The organism is Streptomyces sp. NPDC001604, assembly GCF_042893475.1.
Classification (GTDB): Bacteria; Actinomycetota; Actinomycetes; order Streptomycetales; family Streptomycetaceae; genus Streptomyces.
In genome coordinates this window covers 543,985-568,401 of sequence record NZ_JBIAUY010000002.1, presented here as the reverse complement: position 1 = coordinate 568,401, position 24,417 = coordinate 543,985, and the positions used below count along the sequence as shown (strand labels likewise).

The window sequence follows — 24,417 nt, the reverse complement described above, 5'->3', positions numbered from 1 at the left end:
TGCGGCAGGACCGCCAGGCTCAGCGCCGCCCGGCGGTCCTACGCCACGCCGAGGATGTGACGCAGACGTCTCCAGCCCCTGGGGACCGCCGTACCTGTCGTACTCCGCGGCGCGCACCTCCGGGCGGGCGGCCTGCCCGGAGGTGGTCAGGAGGGGTCTCACCGATCGGCGAACGCCGTTTCGATCGTCTTCTTCATGAGTCCCACGGTGGTCCGCATGGTGCTGGTGGCGTAGTCGACGACCGACGCGGGTGCGAACTCGGTCGTCCAGACGAGATGGACTCCCTCCTCGTCCTCCCGCACGCTCTGTGACCCCAGGTGGTGTGTCAGCGGCCCGCCCTCGGTCGCTTGGTAGGTGAGCTTCCGGGCGTCATCGTCGACTTCGACGATGCGCTCGGTGATCTTCATGTCATCGGCGAACGTCACCGTCCTGCTGTCCGGTCCCTTTTCCACGTGGAGCGCGAATCCCGGGATGAGCCGGGTGTCCACCGCATAGACATCGCGCACGGCATCCCAGGCGAACTCCGCGCTGGCCTCCACGACGACATCGACCGTCACCGAGCTCACGCCGGCTTCTTCGTAGCGAACTTCCATGAGCAAGGTCATGATATTTCTCCTTCTCTCTTCTGATCGTCTGCTGCAATGCGGGCCATCACCGGCCCGGGCTGGTGCGGCGGCTGGTGCTCGCTGGGAACGTCAGGGCACCATCACGACCCGGCCGATCCGGCCGCGCTGCTCGGCGTAGTGGTGCGCGGCCGCGGCGTCGGCCAGGGGGAAGACGCGGTCGATCACGGCTTCCAGTTCGCCGTCCGCGATGCGGCGGATGAGGTCCGCCATGTACGCGTGGACCCGGGGCTCATGGAGCAGGGAGGCGAGCCCTACGCCGTGGAGCGTCGTGTTGCTGCGGATCAGGCTCACGACGTCGACCGTGCTCTCTTCGCGGGAAGCCGTGCCCAGCGGGACGATGTGCCCGCCGTGACGGGTGGCCTCGATCAGCTGCTGGAGCAGCGGGCCGCCCACGCAGTCGACTGCCAGATCGACACCACGCCCGCCGGTCAGGGCCAGGACACGGTCACGGACGTTCTCGCCTCGGTAGTCGATTCCCTCGTCGAGGCCGTAACGACGCAGTTCCTCGAACCGCGCCGGGTTCGACGCGCTCCCGATCACACGGGCACCCGCCTTCTTGGCGAGCTGCATCGCCGCCAGCCCGACCCCGCTGGCCGCCCCTTGCACCAGCACGGTGTCGCCGCTCGTGAGACGGCCGCGCTCGAACAGCGCTTCGTAGGCGGTCGAGAAGGTGACCGGCACCAAGGCCGCCGCCTTCGGATCGAAACCGTCCGGCAGCGCCCAGCAGTGCTCCGGGCGTACGACGCGCAGTTCGGCATGGGAGCCGGCCGGCAGTCCATGGGCCTGCCCGAAGGCGCAGACCTTCTGGCCGACCTCCAGGCCCGTGACCGCGGAGCCCACCGCCACGACCTCACCGGCACTGCTGTAACCGATGACGACCCCGTCCGCCGGAGGGGGTATAAGGAGACGGCACATCAGGTCGCCGCCCTCGATGCTGATGGCCTCCGTCCTGATCAGAACCTCGTCGGTGGCGGGGACGGGGTCCGGCACATCCTCGTAACTCAGCACTTCGGGGCCGCCGTTGCGGCGGTAGACAGCTGCCTTCACTCTTCAGGGCCTTTCTTGGGGGGTGGGACGGCAGGGGGCAACGCCCTGCGGCGAATGCCGGCTCGATCAACTACGGGTGGCCGTGGGCGCGCTCGGAGACGGCGGCCCATGCGTCCCAGGTGGACAGGCGCGCGTCGTAGTGGCTGCGGACCTTGGGCAGGGCCGACTTGCCCAGAATCAGCCGGAGCGGCGGCTCGGCGGCGTCGACCGCCGCCAGCACGGCCGGCGGCGTGGCGGCGGGGTCGCCGACGGCCGCGGGGTCGAAGTCCGCGTACAGGGCCTGGCGGGCCTCGTCGTAGGCGGGGTTCTCGGGTGACGCCTTGAGGGAGGCGGGGGACGCGAACTCGGTGGCGTAGGGCCCGGGTTCGATGATGGTGACCTTGATGCCGAGGTGGGCGACCTCCTTCGACAGGGCCTCCATCATCCCTTCCAGCGCCCACTTGGAGGCGTTGTACAGACCGAGGGTCGCCTCACCCATCAGTCCGCCCTGGCTGGACACCGCCAGGACGTGGCCGCCTCCCTGCGCGCGAAGGAAGGGAAGCGCCGCCTGCGTCACCCAGAGCGCCCCGAGCAGGTTGGTGTCGAGCAGCTCCCGGACATCGGCCTCCTGGACCTCCTCGACGGCACCGCGCAGGCCGTGACCGGCGTTGTTGACGATCACGTCGAGCCGCCCGAAGTGGTCGTGGGCGGCGGCCACGGCGTCGAACACGGCGCCGCGCCGGGTGACGTCCAGCGGCAGGACCAGCAAGGAGTCGGGGTACGCCGCGGCCAGCGACTTGAGCCGGCTCTCGTCGCGCGCGGTCGCGGCGACCTTGTCGCCCCGCTGCAGCGCGGCCTCCGCCCACAGCCGGCCGAAGCCGCGTGAGCAACCGGTCATGAACCAGACCTTCTCGGTCATGTGTGTCTCCTGTTCTTGTTTCAGGATCCCGTCGGCGCCGGTCGCGTCGAAGCCTTCCGGACCGGTGGTGCCGCTCATGCCGCCCCTCCTACGGGGACGGACGGGGGGTTCGAGAGAGCGTCGCGCCACGGGGTGCGGGCAGCTATGGCCTGCTGCCAGCCACGGATGCGCCTGGGTGGCATGCCGACGGCCAGGACACCGGTGAGCCGGTCGCCGGAGCGGTAGACCGCGGTGAACTTGCGTTCCGCCAGGCTGCCTTCGACTATCCGTACCTCGTCGTGACCGCGCAGGTAGCCGTAGGCACGGATCTTCATGTCGTACTGGTCGGACCAGAAATAAGGGACGGGTGCGAAGGGCCGCCTGGCGCCCAGGAGGTTACGGGCGGCGGCCATGCCCTGTTCGGTGGCGTTGGTGCGGTGCTCGACGCGCATCGAGGTGTCGAAGAGCGGGTTGTGCCAGCGGGCCACGTCGCCCGCGCCGTACACGCCGGGTGCGGCGGCACAAAACTCGTCGCAGACCAGTCCGTCGTCGAGGGCGAGGCCGCTGCCGGTCAGCCACTCGGTGTTGGGCCGGGAGCCGACGGCCACCAGCACCGTCTCGGCCTCGACCGTTCTGCCGTCGGCCAGCCGTACGCCGCCGGAGACGACCTCGGTGACCCCTGTCCCGGTGCGCAGGTCCACGCCGTGCTCGAGGTGGGCCTGGGCGAGGATGCGGCCGATGTCCTCGCCGACCGCGTGAGCCAGTGGGACGGGCGCGGGTTCGATGAGGGTCACACGGGTGCCCGAAGCGGCCGCCACCGCCGCGGCCTCGGCGCCCAGGAACCCGGCGCCGACCACGGCCAGGCTGCGGCCCGGGCCGAGGCGGTCCTTGAGGGCGAGGGCGTCGTCCAGGGTGCGCAGAGTGTGGGCCGGGGTGCCGGGCATCAGCCGGGGGCGGACTCCGGTGGCCACGACCAGTCCGTCGTACGCCACCTCGCTGCCGTCGGACAGCAGCACCGTCCGGGCGGCGAGGTCCACTGCGATGGCCTCGCGGCCGTAACGGGTGTCCAGGCCGAGGGCGTTGAGTTCGGCCTCGGTACGCAAGGGCAGCCGGTCCGGTGTCCAGGCGCCGCGGAGGATTTCCTTCGACAGCGGCGGCCGGTCATAGGGAGCGGTGGCCTCGTCGCCGATGAGCGTGATGGTGCCGGTGTGACCCGACCGGCGCAGGGTTTCGCCGGCGGCGAGACCCGCTGCGGAGGCGCCGACGATGACGACGCGGCCCGGTGCGCCGGCCGGCTCACCGGCCGTGCCCGTCGTCATGACTCTCCCAGGCGGATGGCGGCCGCGGGGCACACGGTGGCCGATTCACGGACGGCGTCGTGGAGTTCGGCGGGCGGGGCGGCGTCGAGGAGGACGACCATGCCGTCCTCGTCCCGCTGGTCGAAGACGTCGGGGGCGAGCATGACGCACTGGCCCGAGGCGACGCACTTGGGAACGTCGACTTCTACACGCATGACGGTTCTTCCCTGTGGGGGGCGGTGGGGGGTAAACGGGTGCGGGTCACCAGGTGACGGGCAGTTCGTGGACGCCGTAGACGATGGAATCCCGCTTGAAAGCGATGTCCTGCATCGGCACGGCGACCTTCAGGCCGGGGAGCCGGCGGAAGAGTTCCGGCAGGACTATCTGGAGTTCGGCGCGGGCCAGCGGCTGGCCGAGGCACTGGTGGATGCCGTAGCCGAAGGCCAGGTGCTGGCGGGCGTCGGCACGTTGCAGGTCGAGGTCGTCGGGGGCGGCGAAGATCTCCGGGTCGCGGTTGACGACTCCGACCGGGACGATCACACCCTCGCCGGCGCGGATGGTGACGCCGCCGATGGTGACGTCCTCCACGGCCGTACGGCGCAGCCCGCCGTGCACGATCGAGATGTGACGCAGCAACTCCTCGACCGCACCTGCCACCTGGTCCTGATCGCCGAGCACGTACGGGATCTGCTCGGGATGGTGCAGCAGGGTGATGGTGCTCAGCGCGATCATGTTCGCCGTCGTCTCGTGCCCGGCGAACAGCAGGAAGGAGCTCAGGTCGGCCGCGTCCTGCTCGGTGATGACACCGGCGCCGACCTGCTCGGCGAGCCGAGTGACCAGATCGTCGCCAGGCGTCGTGTGCTTGGTCCGCACGAGTTCCAGCAGATACGTGGCCAGGGCCTGCTGCGCACGGGTGGTCTCCTCCGCCGTGGCGGTCAGGTCGACGATGACCTTCGAGTGCCGCTGGAAAAAGGGGTGGTCCTCGTACGGGACGCCCAGCAGTTCGCAGATCACCAGGGAGGGCAACGGCAGCGCGAAGCGCTCCACGAAATCGGCCGGGCCCGGCCGCCCCGTGAGGTCACCGAGGAGCTCGTCGGTCAGACGGGCGATGGCCGGACGCAGCGCGTCGATACGTTTGACCATGAACTCCCGGGTCAGGGTGCGTCGCATCAGGGCGTGCACGGGGTCGTCATGGCCCTGGAAGAAGCCGCGCGGGGGCTGCGGGGCGCCTGGCTTGAAGTTGGGCGCACCGGGCCGGGACGGGTCGGAGCTGAACGCCGGGCTACCGAGCACCGCCCGGGCGTCCTCCCAGCGGGTCACGAGCCACGGGCTGAGTTGCCCCTCCCACAGGGAGACCCGGGTGACCGGGCGCTCCGTCCGCAGTTCGGCATACAGGGGCGGAGGATCAAGAGGCGCGTCCTTCGGACGGGCGAGTTCGAACGCGGGGACGGACGCAGACGAGGGCATAGCTGTTCCTCTCCACCATCAACTAACAGCGTTAGGTGTTCTGTTCGGTAGACTAACACCGTTAGTCGAAAGATGTGGAGCCCCATCCTCTGTTTCCGCCTCTGCGGCGCCGCCCGTACGGGTAGGGGGCCCGGGCGGGCAGATAGGGTGCACACAGCGAGGAGGTGGCCATGAAGCAGCAGGTCAGACGGGTGCCCAATGTGCGGGGCGAGGGGGAACGGCTACGGCAGGAGATCCTCGACGCGGCGACCCGCATCCTGGAGGAGACGGGACGCGAGGACGCGCTCTCCCTGCGAGGAGTGGCCCGCGAGGTCGGCATCTCCGCGCCCAGCGTCTATCTGCACTTCAAGGACAAGACCGAACTGGTCGCCACAGTGCTCGACGCCGCCTACCGGGCGCTGGCCGCAGCGATGGGCGAGGCCGGCGAAACGGCCGCCGCAGCCGGCGCCGCCCCGTGGGAGCGGATAGGGGCCACCACCGCCGCCTACCGCAGATTCGCCATCGACAAGCCCCGCCGGTACCGGCTGATGTTCAGCCTGGAATACGAACCCGAGCGTCAGCCCTCCGCCGACACCCCCCTCGGCACCGTGCTCCAGGCATGGACCCACGCCGTGGACACCTATCTGGCGGCGATCGCGCCCGCCCGCCGACCGGAAGCGGAGACCGTCGGCATCCACCTGTGGACCGCCCTGCACGGCCAACTGGTCCTCTGGCACACCCTGCCCGGTCACCACACCAGCAGCGAAGACATCCTGATCGAACTGGAACAGTCATTGCTGCACCGGCTGCTGCCCATACCGGCCCCTCAGCCATCAACCCCGACGCTCGACGCCGCACACAGCAAGCGAGGCAGTTGAGAACGTCGCACCGGACGCCGCTGAAGCGGGGCTACCGCTCGAATCGGCCGGAGCTACACCACGAGCAGGGGGTTCGTTCACCGATCCGGCACCCACACCGGCCGCTGCCCCAACCTCAACGGACAGCCCGCGTACGGCACCGGCTCCAAGGTCGTCCTGACCACCGCGCACCTCGACCACACGCCGGAGAACTGCGACCCCGCCAATCTCCGTGCCATGTGCCAGGGCTTCCACCTCCACTACGACCAGGACCACCACACGCCCGCACCCGGGCCGAAGCCCGCCGCGCATCACTCGAAGCCTCCGGACCGCTCTGGCGGCCTCCAGCCACAACTACCGGTTCTCGGCGAATGCGCAGGTCGTGGTGGATGCCGTCGTTAGAGCCAGCGGCCAACAGTGATCAGCCCGCGGTGCACCAGCGGCTCAACGTAGGGATTGGGCCGGAGTGAAGGCCCGTACGCCAGCTCCGTGACATCCATGTGCCATGGCCTGCGGCGGTGGTCGAGGAGGCGGAGGTCGGCGATCCATTCAGCGACCTCGCTGGCGGAGTAGCCGTGGTTCAGAAAATCGTTAGCGGTGTACACCGCTGCCGCCACTCGAAGTGAGTCGGTCCACGGCCTTCTGCCTTTCCTCTGGCGTTGGGTCGTGCCCCTGGGCGAGCGCACCGCATATCGCAGGAGGGGATCACCGCGGCGCACCATCGTCGGAGACAAGAGCGGGATCAGCACGGCCGCGAGTGCCACGAGATGCCTGTCCTCATGCGTGGGCGTTCCATCGAGCCACGTGTTGACCCGCGCCTGCAAGGCCAGAACAGAGTCGTCACTGACCGGCACGGGCTGGCACATCCTGAGCGGGAAACCACAAGGCTCCCCGAGATCGTGAGTCCATTCGCCCTCGTCGGTCCAGTTCTCGCAGGTTCGCCCAGGTGGGGCGTCATGCTGGAAGCGGACGGTGGCCCAGCAGGCCTGGCATTCAGTCACCATGTACACACCGTGATCAACGCATGCGAACGACCAGGGAAGCAGCTTCCAGCGCAGGAGCCAGCGCGAACCTTCATTGGCCCGTAGGCACTTTGTGCACCAGCGTGCCTCCGAGTGATGGATCCACGCCCCCTTGTGCCACTGCTGAACCGCCAGACCGTCAGATGAGAGCAGCGGTAGATGCGGTAGCGCATTGCCGGCATAGCGCGCGAGAGTCATCGCGTGCAGGCCCTCAGCGCCAATCCCTGTCAGCTTCTCCATCCGCCGAACCACAGGATCGGACAACCGCATTTCGCCTGCAGAGAGCCCGCCGAGCCTGTCGAGATAAAGTTCCCGAAGCAGCGGCTTCATCTCGAAATCCTGTTGATGGGCGAGTTCACCGATCCAGCTGGACAGTGACTCGCCGGGAATCGGCTGAGGCCCTGGGGCAGTCAGGGTGCGGTGCGGTGGGCGACGCTTCTGCGCCGTCTTCTTCGCAGTACTCACGACGCGAATCCTGTGACAGGGGCGCTCTATCGAACCGTGGCTTGAGGGCGGACCACTGATGTGGGTGACCAGGGGACAGCCTCGTTTACGCGCTTCTCGTCTTGCGCGTCACCCATTGAGACGCTTGAGGGTGTTATTCGAATAACAAGACGGAAGTGATGGGACATGAACGACATCCATTCGGATGGCCACGACGTAGTACGTCCCGTCGTCATCGACTCCCCGAAACGCATGCTCCTCCTGATCCCGTCTGCCCCTGACGGTGAAATCTGCTGGACCCTGCCGACGATCCCTATGCGCCCTGGCGAGACCAGCTCTCGCGCGGCAACCCGTCATCTGCGGCGGGTCGTTCATCTGCCCGCGCTTCGTATCTCGCCGCTCATCGGCCGGCTCTCCCGCGAAGACTCGTCAAAAGGCGTGCAGTACGTCGTCGTGGTGCGTCCCGCAGCGGAAAGCTGGCCGTCGGCCGTCCGATTCGCGTTCGCCCCCGAAGCCTGCTGGTGGACGACGGCCGAGCTGCGGTCGACTCGTGCCCTCGTCGAGCCCGCTGAACTGCTCGACTTCATGGACGGCTACTGGGACGGATGGCTGCCGGACGGAGAGATCTCGCTCGAGTAGGGGCCTGACTCGGACCTTGGCCCGGACATCGTGACGGCCAGTGCCCGGCACCTCGTACGACCGAACCCACAGCAGGAGAACAAGCAGTGACTGTCCACGCCATCGAAATCACGCTGACCCGCACCATTGAAGCGGCCGAACTCAAGGTCGCACAGCAGGAAGGCGGCCTGTTGATGGCTGCTGCGGGCGATCGGAAACGGCTCGTAGTACTGGTGACCGCCAAGAACGAGCGCCGGGCCGTGAGAAAGATCTGGAAACGGTTGGAGGACGCGCTCCCCATCGACGTGCTCTGCAGCCTCTTTCCGGGGCCCGACGGTAAGTACCTCATGAGCATCCCCATGAGCAAGGAGGTCCAGGAGCTGCTCCAGAGGTTGGCGGCAGTCGAGCAACAAACTCCAGAGGCCTACTTGGAGCAGGCGATTGCGCAGGCTCTGGCACGTGATCGTTCCACGCGACGAGCACAACTGGAGTGCCGACTCAACGAACTGCTGCGCGCCTACAGCGCCGAGGAGGTCACCGGTGCGGCTGCGCAGCGGATCGAAGGATGATCCCGGATGTCGATCCCGCGGCATGTGTGAGCTTCCACCCTGGCTCCACGGCTCAGCACCTCAAAATCCCACTCAGTCGAGATCATCCAGGCTTATCTGTCCTTTGACGTGCCTCGACTCGCTAGGTCGCTGAGTGGTGAATTGCTCCAGCGGGCCTACAGTGCGTACCAGATTCGCATTGTACAGCCAGTGCAGATTTCCCTCTCTTTCTAGGTTTCCGCTCACCTGAACAGCGAGGTTCTCGTCATAGGCTCGAATGGCCTCATGATACTCGTCGTCATCAGCAAGTCGAACTCGCACCTTTTTGGGTTGATTGCCTTGTAGGTTTTCGACTCCAAATACGCCCGGACTGTCGGCTTCCTTCCGGGCGAGAAGGTGTACGCGTCCAATTATTGATGTGAAGGTCGAATGCTCTGCAGCGGCCAGCCTGTGTGCTGCTTTCTCCAGGATGGGGGTGTCTCCGCCGGAAAATTCGTAGCGTGAGACTTGATCTTCCACTTCTCCTGGTACTGAAGTGTCCCACTCAATTGTGATGTCGGAGCCGTCGGAGTTTTCTGTGATGCCGAGAATGGCGGTCGCCATCTCGTAGGAGACACCGTGTCGAACGCCTTCGTCGAAGCCAGCAAGAGATCCGCTTGTTCGGTAGTGGTGGATTGCTTCTACTGTGGCTTCCAGTGCTCGCACGACTGATTGGCTGATATCCCGTGAGAACACTCCTGCTGCAGCACCAACGTCGATTACTGGTTCAGACGTCTTACGCATCGGCACTGTTGAGGCCGAGGGTGCAAATGCCTTGACGATGTAGCTCCCGGGTTCCGTCTGGCCCATCAACACTGAATCAAGATATCGATTGGCGAACTGGCCATGCTTGTTTCCGAAGTGGCGGTCAGGGGCCATGTAGGACTTCGCCCCCGCGACGAGGGTCTTCCGCGCCGAGGAGATAAGACGCTCACCTTCGCGCCATGCGATCAGACCGCTGGGTGCGGCTGATTCCTTACGGAAGCTGAACTCGTCAGTTGGATCAGTGAAAAGTCTTGGGGCAATACTCCTCGCCCACAGGCTTCGGTAAGTAGGTGCGCTCGCCTGACGAAGGACATGCTGCATAAGTTCGACGAATTCTGGCGCTTCGCGGTCCAGAGGGATGACGAACGATCCCAGGCGGCCCTCGCTCTCGCCAGGTGGAGCCAGACGGTTGTAGATGCCTGATCGCCGACCGACGATTTGCCACCCTGCTTCGACGAGGAGGGAGGTGAGTCGATCAGGGTCGAGGCGCCAAAGATCGAGTTCAGTCGATGAAAGGTCAGTCATGGAACGGCTCACCCCTCTCGATTTTCCCCATGATGGTGGTCAGTGCCTGTGCGTCAAACAGATTGGCCGTGGGGACCTTCACTGAAGGCTTCTGGACCTCGGGGACTTCATACCCCTCCAGGCAGATCCAGTAGCAGGCCTGCTTGACGGCGAGATGGGAATGCTGGGCATCCGTCCAGTCAGCCTGCCCAGGAGGCACCGCCATGACGATCAGGATTGCCTTCACGGTTCGTCGCGGCGCGGCGAGCCGGGTCATGTACTCCCGCTTGTTGAAGCGGTAGCTGAAGTCCTCTGCGTCTGCGCTGGGCGCCACCATAGTGGTGCTCTTGAGCTGGACGTAGAAGCTGGTTTCTTCCCCTGAAGGATCGGCGGATGGACGCACCAGCATGGCGTCCATGCCGAACATGTCTCGCTCCTGCCTGATGAACAGGCAGCCTGCGGTGGCGGCGACGCTTTGCACGTAGCCCTCCTGGAGCTGCTCCATGCAGGACGTGAAGGTGGGCGCAGACACTGGCTGCGTTCGTCCCTGCTTCACGGTCTCTGCCACAGGCGACCTCCCCCCGTCGTGTTCGCCGGAGCGCAGGATACGGCCTTGCCTGTGCCGGCGGCCATGGAGGCCACATATCAGAAGGTAGCGGCCGGTACTGACAACGGCTCGGCCCAACGAATGGAGCTGCTGGCGTCCGGCGTTCCGCGATCGGCTCAGACGAGGATGTCCCTCGCAGGTCACAGTGCCGCAGCCTGGGGCATCGCTGTCGCCCAAACGGCGTAGCTTGTTCGCCATGCCAAGCGAGCTGACGGATCCGGCCCCATTTCTGTCCACGATCACGACCGCCAGTTCAGCCCTTGTCGCCATCGTGGGCGGTCTTCTCGTCGCCAGGTTCGTGACTCTGAGCTCCGAGCAGGAGGGAGCCCAACGCGTGCTGACCGATGCTGAGGCGCGACTCGAGGTCGTGAAGACACGGGCTGCGGAAGCACACCGGAAACGGCTGCACTTTGATCTTGACAGCTTCTTCAGCAGAAAGGTGATCGTGGCTGTCAGTAACGGCGTGGTCGACGCCGCTGGACTGCGCGAGGTGGGATGGCCCTCGGCTCTTTCGGACACGGAAATCGAACGCTACGCCGCTGTGGTTGCCGAGGAGTTGGCGCGGGCCGAGGAGAGCTGCAGGGCGTTGCTGTCCTCCGACGAAGTGTCTGACCGCTCCGATTGGGAGGACTTCCGGCGGAGCCACCCCGAGCTTCAGATCAAGATCGAGGAGGCATGGGAGATCAAGTTCGCGCTACTCACTATGCCTCCGGTGAGGAGCCGGAACTTGCCCGGACTTGGCCTTAGCCATCTTCCACCCATGCTGCCCAGGGCGAGTCTGTCTGACACGCTGATGTTGCAGCGCGGCATGCGACGAGATGCGCTGAAAGCCCAGGAGGGGCGGGCGCAGCAGCAGCTGGAAGATCTCGAGGGTGAGGTCACGCGGCTGAGGCAGGCCCGGGAGGCCGTGGTCAGACCGAAGGGGCTCGTCCTCGGTCTCCTCACTCTGAGTTTCTTTACGGTGGTCGGTGTGGTGATCCCGCTGTACATCATGAGTACGGTGCCGAAAGACCTGACCAGCACGATGGCGGGTACTGTCTTTGGTCTGTTCATGGCTGGCCTCGTGGCACTGCTCGGCTACATGACAGTGCTGGCTCTGCGCCTACAGGCGAGCGGATCGAGCAGCAGTGACGGCACTGGGTCGCAATCGTGAGACCTCGTCGAAGGCCCCTGGTCAGGTCTGTGGGAAATGATCAGCGACATCGCGGGAAACGATCTTCACGGGTCCGTACATCGTGCCTGACCAGCGCATTCCGTCGGTTCCCCACCAGGGGACACCGATGAAAGTGTCCTGGTAGCACCGACGAAACGGGCTGACCGTGAAAACGATCAGCCCGTTTCTGCATGCCCGGGCAAGTGGGCGACGGTGTGATGGTTCTTACATGCAGAACTGCCCGGCGGCTGATGGGCCGCCGGGCAGTCCTTTGTGGCGTTGTGGATCTTCAGCTGGGTTTCAGTGTGTGTCATACCTCACTGGTCTGGTTCATTCTCGGTTCTTTTGTCCGTTTTGGTGACGTAGCCCTTCGGAGTCCAGTCGCCCAGGGGCCTCGTCTTGCGGCGTCGGGTGGGGCGGCGTCGGGGACGGTCGCCATTGAGGGCGATGGCGTCGGCCCAGGCGGTGAGTTTCCGGCGGTTGGCGTGGCCGAGTTGGAAGGCGAGCAGGAGGGTCTGGGCGGCGATGCCACGGATGCGGCGGGTGCCGCCGGACTCGAAGTGTTCGTAGAGCGGGTCCTTGCCGAAGCCGTTGACGCCTTCGACTGAGTTGCGAAGGCGGAAGTAGATGCGCTGCCAGTGTTCGCGTCCGTGCTGCAGGGGCTGCCAGAGCTGGGCGCCGGCTTCGGGCGGGAATGTCACGCTGCCGCTCTTGCATACGGCGTGCGGCTCGACCGGGCTGGGCAGGACGTCGACGAGGGTGAGGTGGACGCCTTTGCCCAGGGTGTGGGGTTTGAGGGGGCACTGGACACGGCCTGCCTGGGCGGGGCACATCATGCGGCGGTGGCCTTCGGCATCGGCGGCCTGCTTGGGCAAGAACAGGTACTGGGTGCGCTGACGGGTGCGCTCGATCCACATCTGTTTGTCGATGCGCTCGGCGATGAGGTCGGCGGTGGCGTTGACGAGGTGCTCGGGCATGGAGGGGCAGTACCAGTTGCCCTCGACGAGTTGGGCACCCTCGTACTCGTCCTTGGAGCCGAGCTGGTCCTTGGCGTAGTCGTACACCGGCTTGAAGCCCATGGCCCGGATAGGGAGCTGGAAGTTCTCGGCCTGCTGGTCGTTGTAGAGACGGTCGCCGGCGAGTGCTTGAACGACTCGGCTGGGCCCCTTCCGTGAACGGCGACAAGCCTGGCGCCGGACATGCATCCGTGGGTCTGGACGTAGGCGACCGGGACATGCAGATCGCGTCCGCCCTGGCGGGCATCGGCGTTGACGTCGTGGAGAGCGAGCCACCGTTGCTCGAAAGCGGCGGCGATCTCGCAGACGCATTCGGTCTTGCCCTGGTAGCCGCCGCCGGAGAGCATCACCCCGGCCCGGGTGGTGGGCTTGATCTTCAGCGCGTTGGTCTCGATGCGGCCGGTCAGAGGTTGCTCATCGGGGTGCCGCCTGCGCAGCGCCACCAAGAGTCTCCTGGCTCGCCGTAACTACCCGCCGGATCAGACCCCCAAGGCCATCAACCTGGCCTTGAAGCAGATGGAGCACTTCGCCAACGAGTGGTCCACGAAGGGTGCCCCGGAGAGCTGACGCTGACTCCGAACACTTCATGGCCACGGCTTCGCCACGCCGGGAGACCGGGCCCGCTGGGCTGGGCTCCGGGTCGACGAGGGGAAGGTGGATGCCGCGGCCCGGGGGGACACGGATGAAAGTGTCTTGGTAGCGCCGACGAGACAGATCAGCGCGGCGAATCGGCCTCTCAGGGTGACGGGGAGGCCAGCGGGGCCACGGTCAGGCCGAGTTCTCGCAGTGCCGATCTCGCGGCATTGTGGCCGCACATGCCGTGCACGCCCGCGCCCGGTGGCGTCGCCGCCGAGCACAGGTAGACGCCAGGGATGCCCGTTGCGTACGGGTCGAGGGCAGGGCGTGGGCGGAATGCGAGCGAGGCGAGTGAGTTGGCGCCGGTGAGGATGTCTCCGCCGACGTAGTTGGGGTTGTATGCCTCCAACTGGACCGGGGAGCGGGTGGACAGGCCGACCACGCGCTCGCGCAGTCCGGGGGCGTACTGCTCGATCCGGTCCAGGACGGCGGCCGTCGCGTCTCCGCCGTAGCCGTGCGGGACGTGCGCATATGCCCAGACGGGGTGGATGTCGCCGACCGAACGCCCGGGGTCAGCGAGGTACTGCTGGGCGACCAGAACGAAGGGACGCCGGGGCATCAGCCCGCGGGACACCGCCTGTTCGGCCTCCGCGATCTCCTCAGCGGTTCCGCCGAGGTGGACGGTGCCCGCCTTGCGGCACACCTCGGCACGCCATGGCACGCCTCCCTCCACCGCCAGGTCGACCTTGTACGCGGCGGGCCCGTGCCGGTAGCCGGTGTAGGCGCGTCGGATGCGGGCGGGAAGACGCGGACCGCACACCCGCGCTGCCGCGCGGGGCGCCAGGTCGAGCAGGATCGTGCGGGCGGGGGGAAGGTCTCCCAGGGAACGAACGGGGGTGCCCGTTTCGATGGTGCCGCCGAGTTCGACGAGACGGGCGGCGAGCGCGTGGGCGATGGCCTGAGAGCCCCCACGGGCGACGGGCCAGCCGTGCCGGTGCGCGGCGGCGGTGAGCATGAGTCCGATGGCGGAGCTGCCTGGGGCGGCGAGCGGCTGTAGCGCATGGGCGGCGATCCCTGCGAACAGGGCACGGGCCGCTCGGGTCCGCCAGCGGCGCAGGGTCCACTGCGCAGGTTGGGCCGCCAGAAGCCCGAACCTGCCCGTCAGGACGGGGTGCCGGGGAAGCCGCGCCAAGGGGCGCATGAGGTCTTCGCTCAGGGCCTCGTAGTGGGCGGTAAGGGGTGAGAAGAGACGCCGCCAGGCCGGGCCGTCGACGCCGAGACCGCGCACGGTCGCGGCCAGATCGCGTTGGAGCACGGCCGCGTGGCCGCCGTCGAGGGGGTGGGCGAGGGCGGTCTCGGCGTGCTCCCAGCGCAGTCCGTGGCGTTCGAGGCCGAGCGTGCGCAGGTAGGGTGATGCGACGGCCATGGGATGCACCGCGGCGCAGTGGTCGTGGAGCAGGCCGGGCACGGTGACCTCGCCGCTGCGTGTCCCGCCGCCGATGGTGGCGGCGGCTTCCACGACGGTCACGGAAAGGCCCGCCTGGGCGAGCGTGACGGCGCCCGCGAGACCGTTTGGCCCCGCTCCCACGACGATGGCGTCGGCGGTCACCGCAGGACGCCCTTGGTGTGCTGGAACCAGTGCAGGTATCCCGGGGTGGGGGAGCCCAGGCCCGTAGCGTCGTCGTAGCCGCGGTGTGCGGGCAGGCCGAAGTCATGGCCGAGCGTGTAGAGGACGTAGCGCTGGGCGCCGGTGGAGGTGTCGGTGTCGGGGCCCTCGTCGCGGACCACGGTCAGGGGTGAAGATCCGGCGTTCGCGGGCCGGTCGGTGACGTCGTGGAAGACGTGGGTGCGGGAAGCGGAGAGTGCGTACAGGAGCGGGTTGGCGAAGCCGATCCGGTGCCCGGAGGCTTGTTCCGCGTCGGCCTGCAGGGCGGCGAAGGCGGGGGTCGCCGCCGATGTGCCGCCGAATCCGATGAGGTGGAAGGTTCCGGCGTCGGTGAACCCGACCAGTACGGGCAGTGCCCCGTCACCCTCCATCGCGACGTCGGGAGTCGTGCGGTGCCCGGTGTCGCCGGTGCCGCGGTCGCGCTGGTACCAGGGCTGCGGGAAGTCGCTCGCGCCTCCTCCGCCGCCGAAGGCGAAGACGCCGGGTATGGGCCCCCAGGGTCCCTTGCCCTTGTCGGTGCGGATGGACAACTCGTCGCCCATGCTGGTCTCCCAGGCGTAGTCGCCGTGCCGGTCCAGGGCGAGGGTGGTGCCGCCGACCGAGGTGACCCACGGGGAGCCGCTGGGGAAGTCGGCCTGGGCACGGGTGGTCTTCGGGTCGCAGTTGACGCCGGTCTGAGCTGCCTTGGGCGAGGAGTCGCCGCAGTCACCCGCCGCGAAGTAGACCCCGATGCCTTCGGCGGCGGCCTGTTGGAACAGCAGGTTCCACGCGGCGACCAGAGCAGGGGTGAGATGCCCCGGGTCGGAGTGGATGATCTCGGCCCAGGAGTTCGAGATGACGTCCGCCCGGCGGCCGTCGATGAGATACGACTCGACGTCCATCAGGTCGTTGTCGAGGCAGGAGTTCGCGCCGACGTAGAGGACGTTCGCGTCCGGGGCGAGGCCGTGGGCGAGGTCGATGTCGAGAGCCTGTTCGCCGGCCCAGGTGCGCGGAGGCGCGCACGCGTCGCCGATCTGCCACTGGGAGGGGGTGACGTGCTCGCGGTACTGGCCCGGCCGGAAAGGACGGTCGCCGGTGGCGCGGGCGTAGCGGGCCGTGTCGGCGGCCATGTCCGGCGATCCGTAGGCGTCGACGACGGCGATGGTGGCGCCGCGGCCGGTGGCGCTGCCCCTGCCGTCGGCGCCGTAGGCGTGGCGCAGCTGGGCGGGGGTGTAGGGGCAGGGCGCGTAGGTGGAGGTTCTGCCGTATGCCTCAGGCAAGTTCGTGGCGGGCTTCTGCCCGAAGTGGCCGGAGCAGACGGGACCGTCGGCGGGTACGTCGAGGGCGGTCGCCGGGGTGGACAGCGGGCGGGCCGCGCCGGGGAGGGACAGGCCGGTGACACCGAGTACGGCGGAGCCGAGGGAGGCGGGCACGCTGAGGTCGGCCGAGGGAGCGGCGATGGTGTCGCGTCCGGTGCGGTAGCGATGCAGGCTCGTGCCGAAGGCCTGCCGGACGGCGCGGGCGGGGCCCCCGATTCTCAGATAGTGGGGGGTGCGGCCGGTGACGGTGAACCCGGACCTGGCCAGCCATGCCGTGACGGTCTGGATCTGACGCTCGGCCGGGCCGAAGCGGCGCTGGTACTGCGCGGGGGTGAGGAAGTGCCGGTAGTGCGGGCTGCGGGGGTCGGTGACATCGCGCAGGAACGCCGCCAGGCCTCGCGGGTCACGGGAGTTGAGGTAGAGCCTTGCGCTGACGCGGCGGTCGCCGGGCACTGGTCCCGCGTCGGCGGCCGGCGTCGCGTAGGCGGGCCGGGATCCCATGAGCGGATGCCGGTCGGCGGCGTGGGCGGTGGGCAGGAATCCGGCGGTGCACAGCAGGGCGGCACAGGAAGCCGCGACCACCGAGCCGCGCAGACGGCGCAGCGGGCGTATGGGGGCATGGAGGGGCACGGGTGAAGACCTTCTGGTGAGGGGGTGCCGAGGACGCGCAGGACGTGACGAGGCGGCCCGGGGCCCGGGCACGTCGTCCGTGCGGGCCGGCGGGCTGCCTGCCGTGATGAAGGGCGTGGTGTGGTCTACGAGCGGACGGTCCGGCCCCGGCACAGTGGGCCCGGGACCCCCTCGAACTCCAGGTCGAGGCCGACGCCGTCGCGTTCGGCGTGGATGTGCAGGTGCGGCTCGGTGCTGTTGCCCGAGTTGCCGACCTCGCCGAGCACCTGCCCGGCGCGCACGGTGTCGCCCTTGGCCACGGTCACGGTGCCGGGGCGCAGGTGGGCGAGCTTGACGAGTTCGGCGCCGGTGTCGATCCACACGTGGTTGCCGTAGGCGGGCTGGTAGCGGATGGTGCCGGGTTCCTGGTCGGCGATGTGGTCGGCGGCGGCGACGACCGTACCGTCGCAGGGGGCGTGCACGGGCTGCCCGTACACGAGGTAGCTCTCGTTCACGCCCTGGGAGCGCCCCCGCGTACCGCCGGGGCCGACCTGGACCACGTCCAGGGCGCCACGCTGCTCGGGGAAGGCGAAATGGTGGTTGAGGCCGCGCCCTCCGCCCTGCGCGATGTACCAACTGCCGCCCCGCAAAGGGAAGACGAGCGGCCGGGAGACGGCTGTTCCCCAGCGGTGGCGTCGTGCCCGGACCAGCAGTACGCCGAGGACGGCGACCAGGCAGGCCCCCCCGACCAGCTCGCCGGCGCCGCCCGGCGCGGGCAGCTCCGGCAGCCGCCAGGCGGAGGCGAGGGCCGCGAGGGCCCCCGCTTCCAGCGGCCGGCGGGCCCACCACGGCATCAGGGCGGGGGCCCGCCAGCCCTCGACGACCAGGTACCCGACCGCGACGACGAGCAGGCGCCCGCACCACGCGACCTGGGAGGGGGCCTCCCAGCAGGCGTCGATCCGCACGACGAACAGTGCCACCAGCACGGTCCACAGCAGGGCCGGGCGCAGCCGGGCGAGGCCCGGGAGTGAGGGGCGGTACGTGCCGGGGGCGATCAGGAGATGGTCGAGCGTCCGGCCGTCCGCGGTGGCGGCGAAGGCGAGGGCGCGCCCCCGAGTGCCGCCGATCACCAGTCCCTCGGGGCTGTCGTGCACGCCGGTGACCTCGCCGACGCGTGCGAGGGCGGCGTCCACGATCTCGTCGAGCCGCTCGCGTCCCACGGCGGCGACCACGCGCGGCGCGAGGCGCTCCCGGTCGGCGCGCCCGGCGGTGAGGAACCGGTACAGGGCATCCGCTGCCGCGCCTTGCGAGCCGGTGCCGCCCGCCGGTTCCCTGACGGTGTCACGCATCGGCCACCCCGTCCTGTCCGGCCGCGATCGCCACGGGGCTCATGCCGCGCGCGGGCAGCGGTGACCAACCACGGGGCAGCAGACGCTCCTTGAGGGTCCGCAGGCGCCGGGCGAGCGACCGGTAGTCGTCATCGCGCAGGCAGGTGCAGTCCGCACCGATCATCAGCAGGCCGAAGCACACCAGTCCCATGCAGACCATGATGCCCACGTGCATGGCCTCCAGGGCCAGGGTGTTGGCCTTCCGGACCCATGGACGGGCGGACAGGATCGCGAAGGGCAGCGCGAGTTCGACGGCGATCGTGAAGTAGCAGACGGCGGTGCCCACGTAGGCGTTGCTCCATCGACATCGCCGGCGCGGCAGCGCCCCAGGAGGCGCTGACCGAGGTGCTGGAGGCGACCGGTGGCCAAGGCGCCGATCTGGTGATCGAATGCGCGGGAGTGCCCGCAGCGGTGGCCCAGGGGCTGTCCCTGGCCCGGCGCGGGGGCTCCTACCTGGTGATCGGCCAGTACACGGACGCCGGTGACACGGTGCTCAACCCGCACCAGATCGTCTTCCGGCAGCTGGACGTGATCGGCTCCTGGGCGTTCTCCGGAGCGCACCTGGTCGAGTACGTGAGGCTTCTCCCGGCACTGACAGCGCGCTTCGAACTCACCCGGCTGGTGACGGTGTTCCCGCTGAGCGACCATGCCGAGGCGCTGACCCGGGTGTCCGACGGGTCGGTGATGAAGGCGGTCTTCACCTCCGGCTGAATGGTGGGAGTGTCACGCTGAAGGGGTTCCTCCCGGGCCACCGGGAGGAACCCCTTCAGCGTGTGTCAGCCGTGCAGGACGGGCGCTGTCGTCTTCTCCGTGTCGGTCGCGGCGGATGCACCGGCGTCCTGGCCGGGACCTTGGATGAGCGTGAAGGCGGCCAGCGCGGCGATGCCGAGGATCGACACGGCCCACCAGCTCGCGACCGTGTACCCGTGGACGGCGGCATGGTTGGCGTAACCGGCCTTGCCGAGGGACCTGGCCTGCTGAAGGTGCCGGGCGGCCCAGCGGTGGCCCGCACTGCTCGCGACGGTGTTCAGCAGCGCGGTCCCGATCGATCCGCCGACCTGCTGCGAGGTGGAGACCATGGCGGATGCCACACCGGCGTCCCGCGGCTGCACGCGGTGCGTGGCCAGACTCGTCGCGGGCATGAAGGCCGTGCCCATGCCGAGGCCGAGCAGGACCTGTGCGGGCAGCACCACGGCGGCGTAGGAGCTTTCGACCTTGAGCTGAGTCAGCAGCAGGATGCCGAGGGCGGAGACCAGGAAACCGGTCCCCATCAGCAGCCGGGGCGGAAGCACGTTCATCAGCCGGGAGCCGATCTGGGTGGACCCGGTGACCATGCCCAGGATCATCGGGAGGAAGGCGAGCCCGGTGACGAGGGGCGTGTACCCCTTCACGACCTGCAGGTAGTAGGTAAGGAAGAGGAAGAGGCCGAACATCCCGATGACCGACAGGCCGAGCGAGAGGTAGACCCCGCCGCGGTTGCGGTCGGTGACGACCCGCAGGGGGAGCAGCGGCGTCGCGACCCTGCTTTCGACCAGGACGAAGACGGCGAGCAGGAGTACCGCCCCGACCAGCAGCAGCACGGTGGCGTGCGCGTGCCACCCGTGTGTCTCGGCCCGTGAGAAGCCGAGGACCAGCAGGACCAGGCCACCGGTCGCCAGCAGGACTCCGGGGATGTCCAGCCGGGACCGCTGGGGCCGCTCATCGGGTTCGCGGACCACCGTCAGGGCGCCGACGATCCCCGCGACCGCGAAGGGGATGTTGACGTACAGCGCCCAGCGCCAGCTCAGATACTGGGTGAGCACTCCGCCGAGGATCAGGCCGAGGGCGCCGCCGCCTCCGGAGACGGCGCCGTAGATGCCGAACGCCTTGGCACGCTCTTTCGGTTCGTTGAATGTCACGGACAGCAGGGACAGGGCGGCCGGCGCCAGCAGAGCCCCGAACACCCCCTGCAGCGCGCGTGCCGCCAGCAGGGTCACCGTGCCGACCGCCGCACCGCCCAGCGCGGAGGCTCCCGCGAAGCCGATGAGGCCGATGACGAACATACGGCGCCGCCCGGCAAGGTCGGCGATGCGGCCGCCGAAGAGCAGCAGTCCGCCGAAGGCCAGCGAGTAGGCGGTGATGACCCACTGGCGGTTGCCGTCGGAGATGCCAAGGTCGTGCTGTGCCGACGGCAGGGAGATGTTGACCACCGTGGTGTCGAGGACGACCATCAGCTGAGCCAGCGCGATGACTATCAGCGCTTTCCAGCGCCGGGAATCTGCCCGCCGGGCGTCCGGATGGGGAGGCGTGCCTTGCATGATGTGTCCCTCGCGGAAGTTGGGGAACCGGGCGCCGGCCCGTGACCGGTGCCCCTGACGCAGATTCGTGTGCAGGGCGATGCCCGCGTGTCCTATGACTCCGGCTGGGCCGCGGGGGTCAGCACGATGCCGAGTGCGGGCAGAATCGCCGAGAGTGTCGCGACAGCGGCGTCCAGCGATTCCGGCGCACCCGGTCCGTCACCCGCCGTCCGCGCGAGGATGCCCTCACGGACGGCCAGCAGGGTAGCCGCGACAGCGCCGACGGGCGCGACCCCCCGGGCCACCGCGGGACAGCACCGCTGGAGCAGCTCCGCCAGTGAGTCCCGGAGGGCTCGGTCGTGTTCATCCAGCTCGGCGGCGAGCCGCGGATCCCGGGCGGCGTGGATGCGGAACTCCAGGAACAGCAGGATCCAGTTCCGCTCCAGCGGGTTGACCTCGAGCAACGCCCGGGCCACCCCTTCGGCCGAGGCGGCCCCGGGCCCTTCGAGCAGCCGCTCCAGCTGGTCGAGACGGTCCGCCGAGTGGCGGTCGAAGAGCGCGAGGACCAGGTCGTCCTTGCTGCGGAAGTTGGAGTAGAACGCGCCTCGCGTGTACCCCGCGGCGGTACAGAGGTCCTCGATCGTCGTCTGGGCGTAGCCGCGCTCCACGATGACGCGTTCAGCCGACGCCAGCAGCCGCGCACGGGTGTGCGCCCGGTGGCGGGGCGGGCGGGTCTCTGGTCCGGGCATGGCGTCTGGTGGACTCACGGGCTCACGATACACGGTGTATTGAATGCACTGTGTACTGAATCCATCGCGTACTGAACTTGGGTACCTGGCCTGCGGAGGCCGGCTCCCGGGGTACGCCTGAGGGGTGGGGCATGGGCGCTGGGCGAGGCCGGTTTGCTGACCGTGCGGGAGACCTGGTGGCGGCTCCCCGGCGGCGGTCGCTGCGCGGTCGTCGGGCCAGCGTTCCACGCCGTAGGCGGCTGTGGTGGAGTGGGTCAGGCTCCGTCTCCGGTCCCAGCGTCCGGTGCAGCACCCACCTCGCCGTCCGGGCCGAACTGGGGCTACGACGCAGGCCACGTCACCCATGAGCGTTCATCTGCGGTCTCGCCCAGGCTCTCCCCCTCAACCGGCAGGCTCTGGCAGAACAGGAAGTCCACCCGAGGCGGGGGTAGTTGCGCGAGCCTGTCCCGGCTCATGAGTGGAGAGACCAACCGGCTTGTAGCTCTTCGGGCGCTGTTGGTTGATTCGGGAGCCTCGTCGCCTTGCCCCGTCGAGTTGTTCGACGGAGCACAAAGTGCTGCGAAGTGGCTGGTGCGGGTGCCGAGCCGCTGTGTTCCGCTGAGGTGGGCATCGATGCGGGCAAGGGACTTGGTTCCGCACGGTGACAGGGCTGCGCAAGGGCGACACTTCCGCCTTGGTCCCCACCGAGGCGACCGCGTTCGCGCGGTGATCGGCTACCTCCCGGGATCCTCTCGGCCGTCGTCCACATCTTCGTGCTCATCCCGGTCCTGTCGATGCTCTCGCACCTCATCAACGAGAACGAGGTGGGCGCTGGCCTGCTGCCTCGCATCGCCATGTGGGGAAGCTGCCTCGTCCTCGCCGGGCTGCAGCTAGGCGCGTCCGTCCTCGGGGTCGTCCACTTCCCCTCGTTCGGGATCACCGGTGTTGCCACCGTGCTCGTCGTCGCGTGCTCCGGCGAACTCGCGTGTTCCGGCATCGCCGGGTCCTGAGCCGATGGGGCGTCGACCAGGGCGGTGGGAAATGATCTCTCTGAGCGGGGGAAACGATCTTCAGTAACCCCAAGGAAGCCGCTGATCAGCGGTTTTCGTCGGTGCCCCACCCAGCCGAAAGCCCCAGGTCCTTGACCTGGGGCTTTCGCGTTGTCCCGGCTGGTGTGAGGCGCGTTACCCGGTGAGGACAATCACACGGCGCACAGGTCCGGTTCCGGGCGGCGTTTTCCACAGGTGCGGAGTTGTCCACAGGGTCTGACGCGTTCCGCCCACCCGCTGTACGGTCGGCACGAGTTGATGTTCATGGGCATGCGGGGGAGGCGGTTGGTGTGACCGGAAGCGGAGAGGCAGCGGCGGGGGCGGGCGTGCGGCGGCTGCCGCGGGTGCGGGGATTCGCCGAGTGGCCCGTCGAGGGATCGCCCAAGGACGAGGGCAAGGCGCTGCGCAAACGGGTGCCGCGCAGTGCGCACTCCGCGCTCGACCTCGACGCCGCGCGTCCGCAGGCGGCCGACGCGGTCGAGGAGTCCCACCGCGGCCGGATCCCCGAGCTCACCCCGATACGGGCGGGCCGGATGGCGGCCACACCCTTCGCCTTCCTGCGCGGCTCCGCAGGCCTCATGGCGTACGACCTGGCGCGCACTCCCATGACCCGGATCCGCGCGCAGATCTGCGGAGATGCGCATGCCGCCAACTTCGGCCTGTACGGCGATGCGCGGGGCGGCCTGGTCATCGACCTCAACGACTTCGACGAGACCGTCCACGGCCCCTGGGAGTGGGACCTCAAGCGGCTCGCCGCCTCGCTCGTGCTCGCGGGCCGGGAGGCCGGCGCCGACGAGGACCAGTGCCGCAAGGCGGCCTACGACGCGACCGGCGCCTACCGCCGCACCATGCGGCTGCTCGCCAAGCTGCCGGTGCTGGACGCGTGGAACGCCATCGCGGACGAGGAACTCGTCTCCCACACCGACGCCCACGACCTGCTCGGCACGCTGGAGCGGGTCTCCGAGAAGGCGCGGGCCAACACGAGCGGGCGCTTCGCGGCGAAGTCGACGGAGCAGTCCGAGGACGGCGGGCGGCGCTTCGTGGAGGCACTCCCGGTGCTGCGGCGGGTTCCGGACGCGGAGGCCGCGGCGGTGGCCGCCGCCCTCGAGCAGTATGTGACGACGCTCTCCGAGGACCGGCTGCCGCTGCTGGCCCGCCACGCGGTGCACGACGTGGCCTTCCGGGTCGTCGGCACGGGCAGCGTCGGCACCCGGTCGTACGTCGTGCTGCTCCTTGACCACCGGGGGGAGCCGCTCGTCCTCCAGGTGAAGGAGGCCCGCCCCTCGGCGCTGGTGCCGCACCTGGTGACGGCGGGCTTCGAGGCGCCGCAGGTGGAGCACGAGGGCCGCCGGGTGGTCCTCGGGCAGAAACGCATGCAGGTCGTCAGCGACATCCTGCTGGGCTGGACCTCGGTGGAGGGACGGCCCTTCCAGGTGCGGCAGTTCCGCAACCGCAAGGGCAGCGTCGACCCGGCGGCGCTGGCCGCCGACCAGATAGACGACTACGGCCGGATGACCGGCGCCCTCCTGGCCCGCGCCCACTCCCACAGCGCCGACCCGCGTCTGGTCGCCGGGTACTGCGGCAAGAGCGAGGAACTGGACGAGGCGATCGCCGACTTCGCCGTCGCCTACGCCGACCGCACGGAGGCCGACCACGCCGATCTGGTGGCGGCGGTGCGCTCGGGGAGGGTCGCGGCGGAGATGGGGGTGTGAGGGGAGCGCTCGCCGGGGGCGGTTGAGGAGCGCGGGGTGACGTAGATCGACCGGGGTGTTCGCCACCGCATCGCCCGCACCTCGCCGGCGAACGGCCCCCGCAGCGGGTGCGCACCCGTGAGATCGCGTGCCGGCCGGGGACGATGGTCTTGGTGTGGCGGGATCTGGTGGTGGAGTGGATGGATGCCGTGCGGGACGTCCATGGGTCCCGGGGCGCAGGGGCGAGAGTCCGTTGCGGCCGTCGGGTC

General features: G+C 68.8%; 25 protein-coding genes. 9 read left to right on the top strand and 16 right to left on the bottom strand.

Annotated features, from left to right (window positions below; all coding sequences use genetic code 11):
* Nucleotides 1–158: 158 nt before the first annotated feature.
* The 6 genes from ACFY1E_RS07845 to ACFY1E_RS07820 form a co-directional block, all read right to left on the bottom strand.
* Nucleotides 159–605, bottom strand: a complete 447-nt coding sequence (locus ACFY1E_RS07845) for an SRPBCC family protein (RefSeq protein ID WP_389072723.1) — start codon at nt 603–605, stop codon at nt 159–161.
* A gap of 90 nt (nt 606–695) precedes the next feature.
* Complete coding sequence (locus ACFY1E_RS07840; RefSeq protein WP_389072722.1) at nt 696–1,673, bottom strand: zinc-binding alcohol dehydrogenase family protein; 978 nt, start codon at nt 1,671–1,673, stop codon at nt 696–698.
* Between the two features lie 70 nt (nt 1,674–1,743).
* Nucleotides 1,744–2,649, bottom strand: a complete 906-nt coding sequence (locus ACFY1E_RS07835) for an SDR family NAD(P)-dependent oxidoreductase (protein ID WP_389072719.1) — start codon at nt 2,647–2,649, stop codon at nt 1,744–1,746.
* The gene (locus tag ACFY1E_RS07830; protein ID WP_389072717.1) at nt 2,646–3,869 is read right to left on the bottom strand and encodes an NAD(P)/FAD-dependent oxidoreductase; all 1,224 of its coding nucleotides are present in this window, start codon (nt 3,867–3,869) and stop codon (nt 2,646–2,648) included. The genes ACFY1E_RS07835 and ACFY1E_RS07830 overlap by 4 nt, the downstream gene beginning before the upstream one ends.
* Nucleotides 3,866–4,063: a ferredoxin gene (locus ACFY1E_RS07825; protein WP_030944786.1), complete on the bottom strand. Its 198-nt coding sequence runs from the start codon at nt 4,061–4,063 to the stop codon at nt 3,866–3,868. The genes ACFY1E_RS07830 and ACFY1E_RS07825 overlap by 4 nt, the downstream gene beginning before the upstream one ends.
* Before the next feature lie 46 nt (nt 4,064–4,109).
* Nucleotides 4,110–5,315 carry a cytochrome P450 gene (locus ACFY1E_RS07820; protein ID WP_389072714.1) on the bottom strand — a complete coding sequence of 402 codons (1,206 nt, stop codon included), beginning with the start codon at nt 5,313–5,315 and terminating at the stop codon, nt 4,110–4,112.
* A 170-nt stretch (nt 5,316–5,485) separates the two neighbouring features.
* Between ACFY1E_RS07820 and ACFY1E_RS07815 the strand changes: the two genes are divergently transcribed.
* Complete coding sequence (locus tag ACFY1E_RS07815; protein WP_389072713.1) at nt 5,486–6,172, top strand: TetR/AcrR family transcriptional regulator; 687 nt, start codon at nt 5,486–5,488, stop codon at nt 6,170–6,172.
* Between the two features lie 377 nt (nt 6,173–6,549).
* On the opposite strand, the gene ACFY1E_RS07810 is transcribed toward ACFY1E_RS07815, so the two are convergent.
* A complete protein-coding gene (locus tag ACFY1E_RS07810) occupies nt 6,550–7,638 on the bottom strand; it encodes a TniQ family protein (protein WP_389072710.1) in 1,089 nt (362 codons plus the stop codon).
* Between the two features lie 165 nt (nt 7,639–7,803).
* On the opposite strand from ACFY1E_RS07810, the gene ACFY1E_RS07805 reads away from it, so the two are divergent.
* Complete coding sequence (locus ACFY1E_RS07805) at nt 7,804–8,256, top strand: hypothetical protein (protein WP_389072708.1); 453 nt, start codon at nt 7,804–7,806, stop codon at nt 8,254–8,256.
* 86 nt (nt 8,257–8,342) lie between these two features.
* Nucleotides 8,343–8,804: a hypothetical protein gene (locus tag ACFY1E_RS07800; RefSeq protein ID WP_389072706.1), complete on the top strand. Its 462-nt coding sequence runs from the start codon at nt 8,343–8,345 to the stop codon at nt 8,802–8,804.
* A gap of 72 nt (nt 8,805–8,876) precedes the next feature.
* Here ACFY1E_RS07800 and ACFY1E_RS07795 read toward each other — a convergent pair whose 3' ends face one another.
* A complete protein-coding gene (locus tag ACFY1E_RS07795; protein WP_389072704.1) occupies nt 8,877–10,112 on the bottom strand; it encodes a hypothetical protein in 1,236 nt (411 codons plus the stop codon).
* A complete protein-coding gene (locus tag ACFY1E_RS07790; RefSeq protein WP_389072702.1) occupies nt 10,105–10,596 on the bottom strand; it encodes a DUF4365 domain-containing protein in 492 nt (163 codons plus the stop codon). Before ACFY1E_RS07790 ends, ACFY1E_RS07795 begins: the two co-directional genes overlap by 8 nt.
* Nucleotides 10,597–10,894: 298 nt before the next feature.
* Between ACFY1E_RS07790 and ACFY1E_RS07785 the strand changes: the two genes are divergently transcribed.
* Nucleotides 10,895–11,851, top strand: coding sequence for a hypothetical protein (locus ACFY1E_RS07785; protein WP_389072700.1), 957 nt, complete (start codon nt 10,895–10,897; stop codon nt 11,849–11,851).
* Nucleotides 11,852–12,168: 317 nt separating this feature from the next.
* On the opposite strand, the gene ACFY1E_RS07780 is transcribed toward ACFY1E_RS07785, so the two are convergent.
* On the bottom strand, nt 12,169–12,930 hold the full coding sequence (locus ACFY1E_RS07780; RefSeq protein ID WP_389072698.1) for a hypothetical protein: 762 nt from the start codon (nt 12,928–12,930) through the stop codon (nt 12,169–12,171).
* Nucleotides 12,931–13,085: 155 nt separating this feature from the next.
* Between ACFY1E_RS07780 and ACFY1E_RS07775 the strand changes: the two genes are divergently transcribed.
* On the top strand, nt 13,086–13,334 hold the full coding sequence (locus tag ACFY1E_RS07775; protein ID WP_389073386.1) for a hypothetical protein: 249 nt from the start codon (nt 13,086–13,088) through the stop codon (nt 13,332–13,334).
* A complete protein-coding gene (locus tag ACFY1E_RS07770; protein WP_389073362.1) occupies nt 13,261–13,434 on the top strand; it encodes a type I restriction enzyme endonuclease domain-containing protein in 174 nt (57 codons plus the stop codon). Before ACFY1E_RS07775 ends, ACFY1E_RS07770 begins: the two co-directional genes overlap by 74 nt.
* A gap of 169 nt (nt 13,435–13,603) precedes the next feature.
* On the opposite strand, the gene ACFY1E_RS07765 is transcribed toward ACFY1E_RS07770, so the two are convergent.
* The 4 genes from ACFY1E_RS07765 to ACFY1E_RS07750 all read right to left on the bottom strand — a co-directional run bounded on the left by ACFY1E_RS07765 (nt 13,604) and on the right by ACFY1E_RS07750 (nt 18,690).
* Nucleotides 13,604–15,052: a phytoene desaturase family protein gene (locus ACFY1E_RS07765; protein WP_389072696.1), complete on the bottom strand. Its 1,449-nt coding sequence runs from the start codon at nt 15,050–15,052 to the stop codon at nt 13,604–13,606.
* The gene (locus ACFY1E_RS07760) at nt 15,049–17,037 is read right to left on the bottom strand and encodes a protease pro-enzyme activation domain-containing protein (RefSeq protein ID WP_389072694.1); all 1,989 of its coding nucleotides are present in this window, start codon (nt 17,035–17,037) and stop codon (nt 15,049–15,051) included. Before ACFY1E_RS07760 ends, ACFY1E_RS07765 begins: the two co-directional genes overlap by 4 nt.
* A gap of 125 nt (nt 17,038–17,162) precedes the next feature.
* Nucleotides 17,163–18,365, bottom strand: coding sequence for a M23 family metallopeptidase (locus tag ACFY1E_RS07755; protein WP_389072691.1), 1,203 nt, complete (start codon nt 18,363–18,365; stop codon nt 17,163–17,165).
* Nucleotides 18,358–18,690, bottom strand: a complete 333-nt coding sequence (locus tag ACFY1E_RS07750; protein WP_389072689.1) for a hypothetical protein — start codon at nt 18,688–18,690, stop codon at nt 18,358–18,360. The genes ACFY1E_RS07755 and ACFY1E_RS07750 overlap by 8 nt, the downstream gene beginning before the upstream one ends.
* A gap of 14 nt (nt 18,691–18,704) precedes the next feature.
* On the opposite strand from ACFY1E_RS07750, the gene ACFY1E_RS07745 reads away from it, so the two are divergent.
* Nucleotides 18,705–19,115, top strand: a complete 411-nt coding sequence (locus ACFY1E_RS07745) for a zinc-binding dehydrogenase (RefSeq protein ID WP_389073359.1) — start codon at nt 18,705–18,707, stop codon at nt 19,113–19,115.
* Nucleotides 19,116–19,180: 65 nt separating this feature from the next.
* On the opposite strand, the gene ACFY1E_RS07740 is transcribed toward ACFY1E_RS07745, so the two are convergent.
* On the bottom strand, nt 19,181–20,701 hold the full coding sequence (locus ACFY1E_RS07740; RefSeq protein ID WP_389072686.1) for an MFS transporter: 1,521 nt from the start codon (nt 20,699–20,701) through the stop codon (nt 19,181–19,183).
* A 92-nt stretch (nt 20,702–20,793) separates the two neighbouring features.
* Nucleotides 20,794–21,447, bottom strand: a complete 654-nt coding sequence (locus tag ACFY1E_RS07735; RefSeq protein ID WP_389072684.1) for a TetR/AcrR family transcriptional regulator — start codon at nt 21,445–21,447, stop codon at nt 20,794–20,796.
* A gap of 734 nt (nt 21,448–22,181) precedes the next feature.
* Here ACFY1E_RS07735 and ACFY1E_RS07730 point away from each other — a divergent pair.
* Both ACFY1E_RS07730 and ACFY1E_RS07725 read left to right on the top strand, forming a co-directional pair.
* A complete protein-coding gene (locus tag ACFY1E_RS07730; protein WP_389072682.1) occupies nt 22,182–22,418 on the top strand; it encodes a hypothetical protein in 237 nt (78 codons plus the stop codon).
* Between the two features lie 329 nt (nt 22,419–22,747).
* Nucleotides 22,748–24,169, top strand: a complete 1,422-nt coding sequence (locus ACFY1E_RS07725) for a DUF2252 domain-containing protein (protein WP_389072680.1) — start codon at nt 22,748–22,750, stop codon at nt 24,167–24,169.
* Nucleotides 24,170–24,417 lie beyond the last annotated feature (248 nt).

Coding starts and splice junctions, on each gene's coding strand:
- ACFY1E_RS07825 (WP_030944786.1), bottom strand. CDS start 4,063: ATGCGTGTAGAAGTCGACGTTCCCAAGTGCGTCGCCTCGGGCCAGTGC.
- ACFY1E_RS07845 (WP_389072723.1), bottom strand. CDS start 605: ATGACCTTGCTCATGGAAGTTCGCTACGAAGAAGCCGGCGTGAGCTCG.
- ACFY1E_RS07775 (WP_389073386.1), top strand. CDS start 13,086: ATGCAGATCGCGTCCGCCCTGGCGGGCATCGGCGTTGACGTCGTGGAG.
- ACFY1E_RS07795 (WP_389072704.1), bottom strand. CDS start 10,112: ATGACTGACCTTTCATCGACTGAACTCGATCTTTGGCGCCTCGACCCT.
- ACFY1E_RS07770 (WP_389073362.1), top strand. CDS start 13,261: ATGCGGCCGGTCAGAGGTTGCTCATCGGGGTGCCGCCTGCGCAGCGCC.
- ACFY1E_RS07835 (WP_389072719.1), bottom strand. CDS start 2,649: ATGAGCGGCACCACCGGTCCGGAAGGCTTCGACGCGACCGGCGCCGAC.
- ACFY1E_RS07785 (WP_389072700.1), top strand. CDS start 10,895: ATGCCAAGCGAGCTGACGGATCCGGCCCCATTTCTGTCCACGATCACG.
- ACFY1E_RS07780 (WP_389072698.1), bottom strand. CDS start 12,930: ATGGGCTTCAAGCCGGTGTACGACTACGCCAAGGACCAGCTCGGCTCC.
- ACFY1E_RS07790 (WP_389072702.1), bottom strand. CDS start 10,596: ATGGAGCAGCTCCAGGAGGGCTACGTGCAAAGCGTCGCCGCCACCGCA.
- ACFY1E_RS07815 (WP_389072713.1), top strand. CDS start 5,486: ATGAAGCAGCAGGTCAGACGGGTGCCCAATGTGCGGGGCGAGGGGGAA.
- ACFY1E_RS07830 (WP_389072717.1), bottom strand. CDS start 3,869: ATGACGACGGGCACGGCCGGTGAGCCGGCCGGCGCACCGGGCCGCGTC.
- ACFY1E_RS07755 (WP_389072691.1), bottom strand. CDS start 18,365: ATGCGTGACACCGTCAGGGAACCGGCGGGCGGCACCGGCTCGCAAGGC.
- ACFY1E_RS07805 (WP_389072708.1), top strand. CDS start 7,804: ATGAACGACATCCATTCGGATGGCCACGACGTAGTACGTCCCGTCGTC.
- ACFY1E_RS07820 (WP_389072714.1), bottom strand. CDS start 5,315: ATGCCCTCGTCTGCGTCCGTCCCCGCGTTCGAACTCGCCCGTCCGAAG.
- ACFY1E_RS07740 (WP_389072686.1), bottom strand. CDS start 20,701: ATGCAAGGCACGCCTCCCCATCCGGACGCCCGGCGGGCAGATTCCCGG.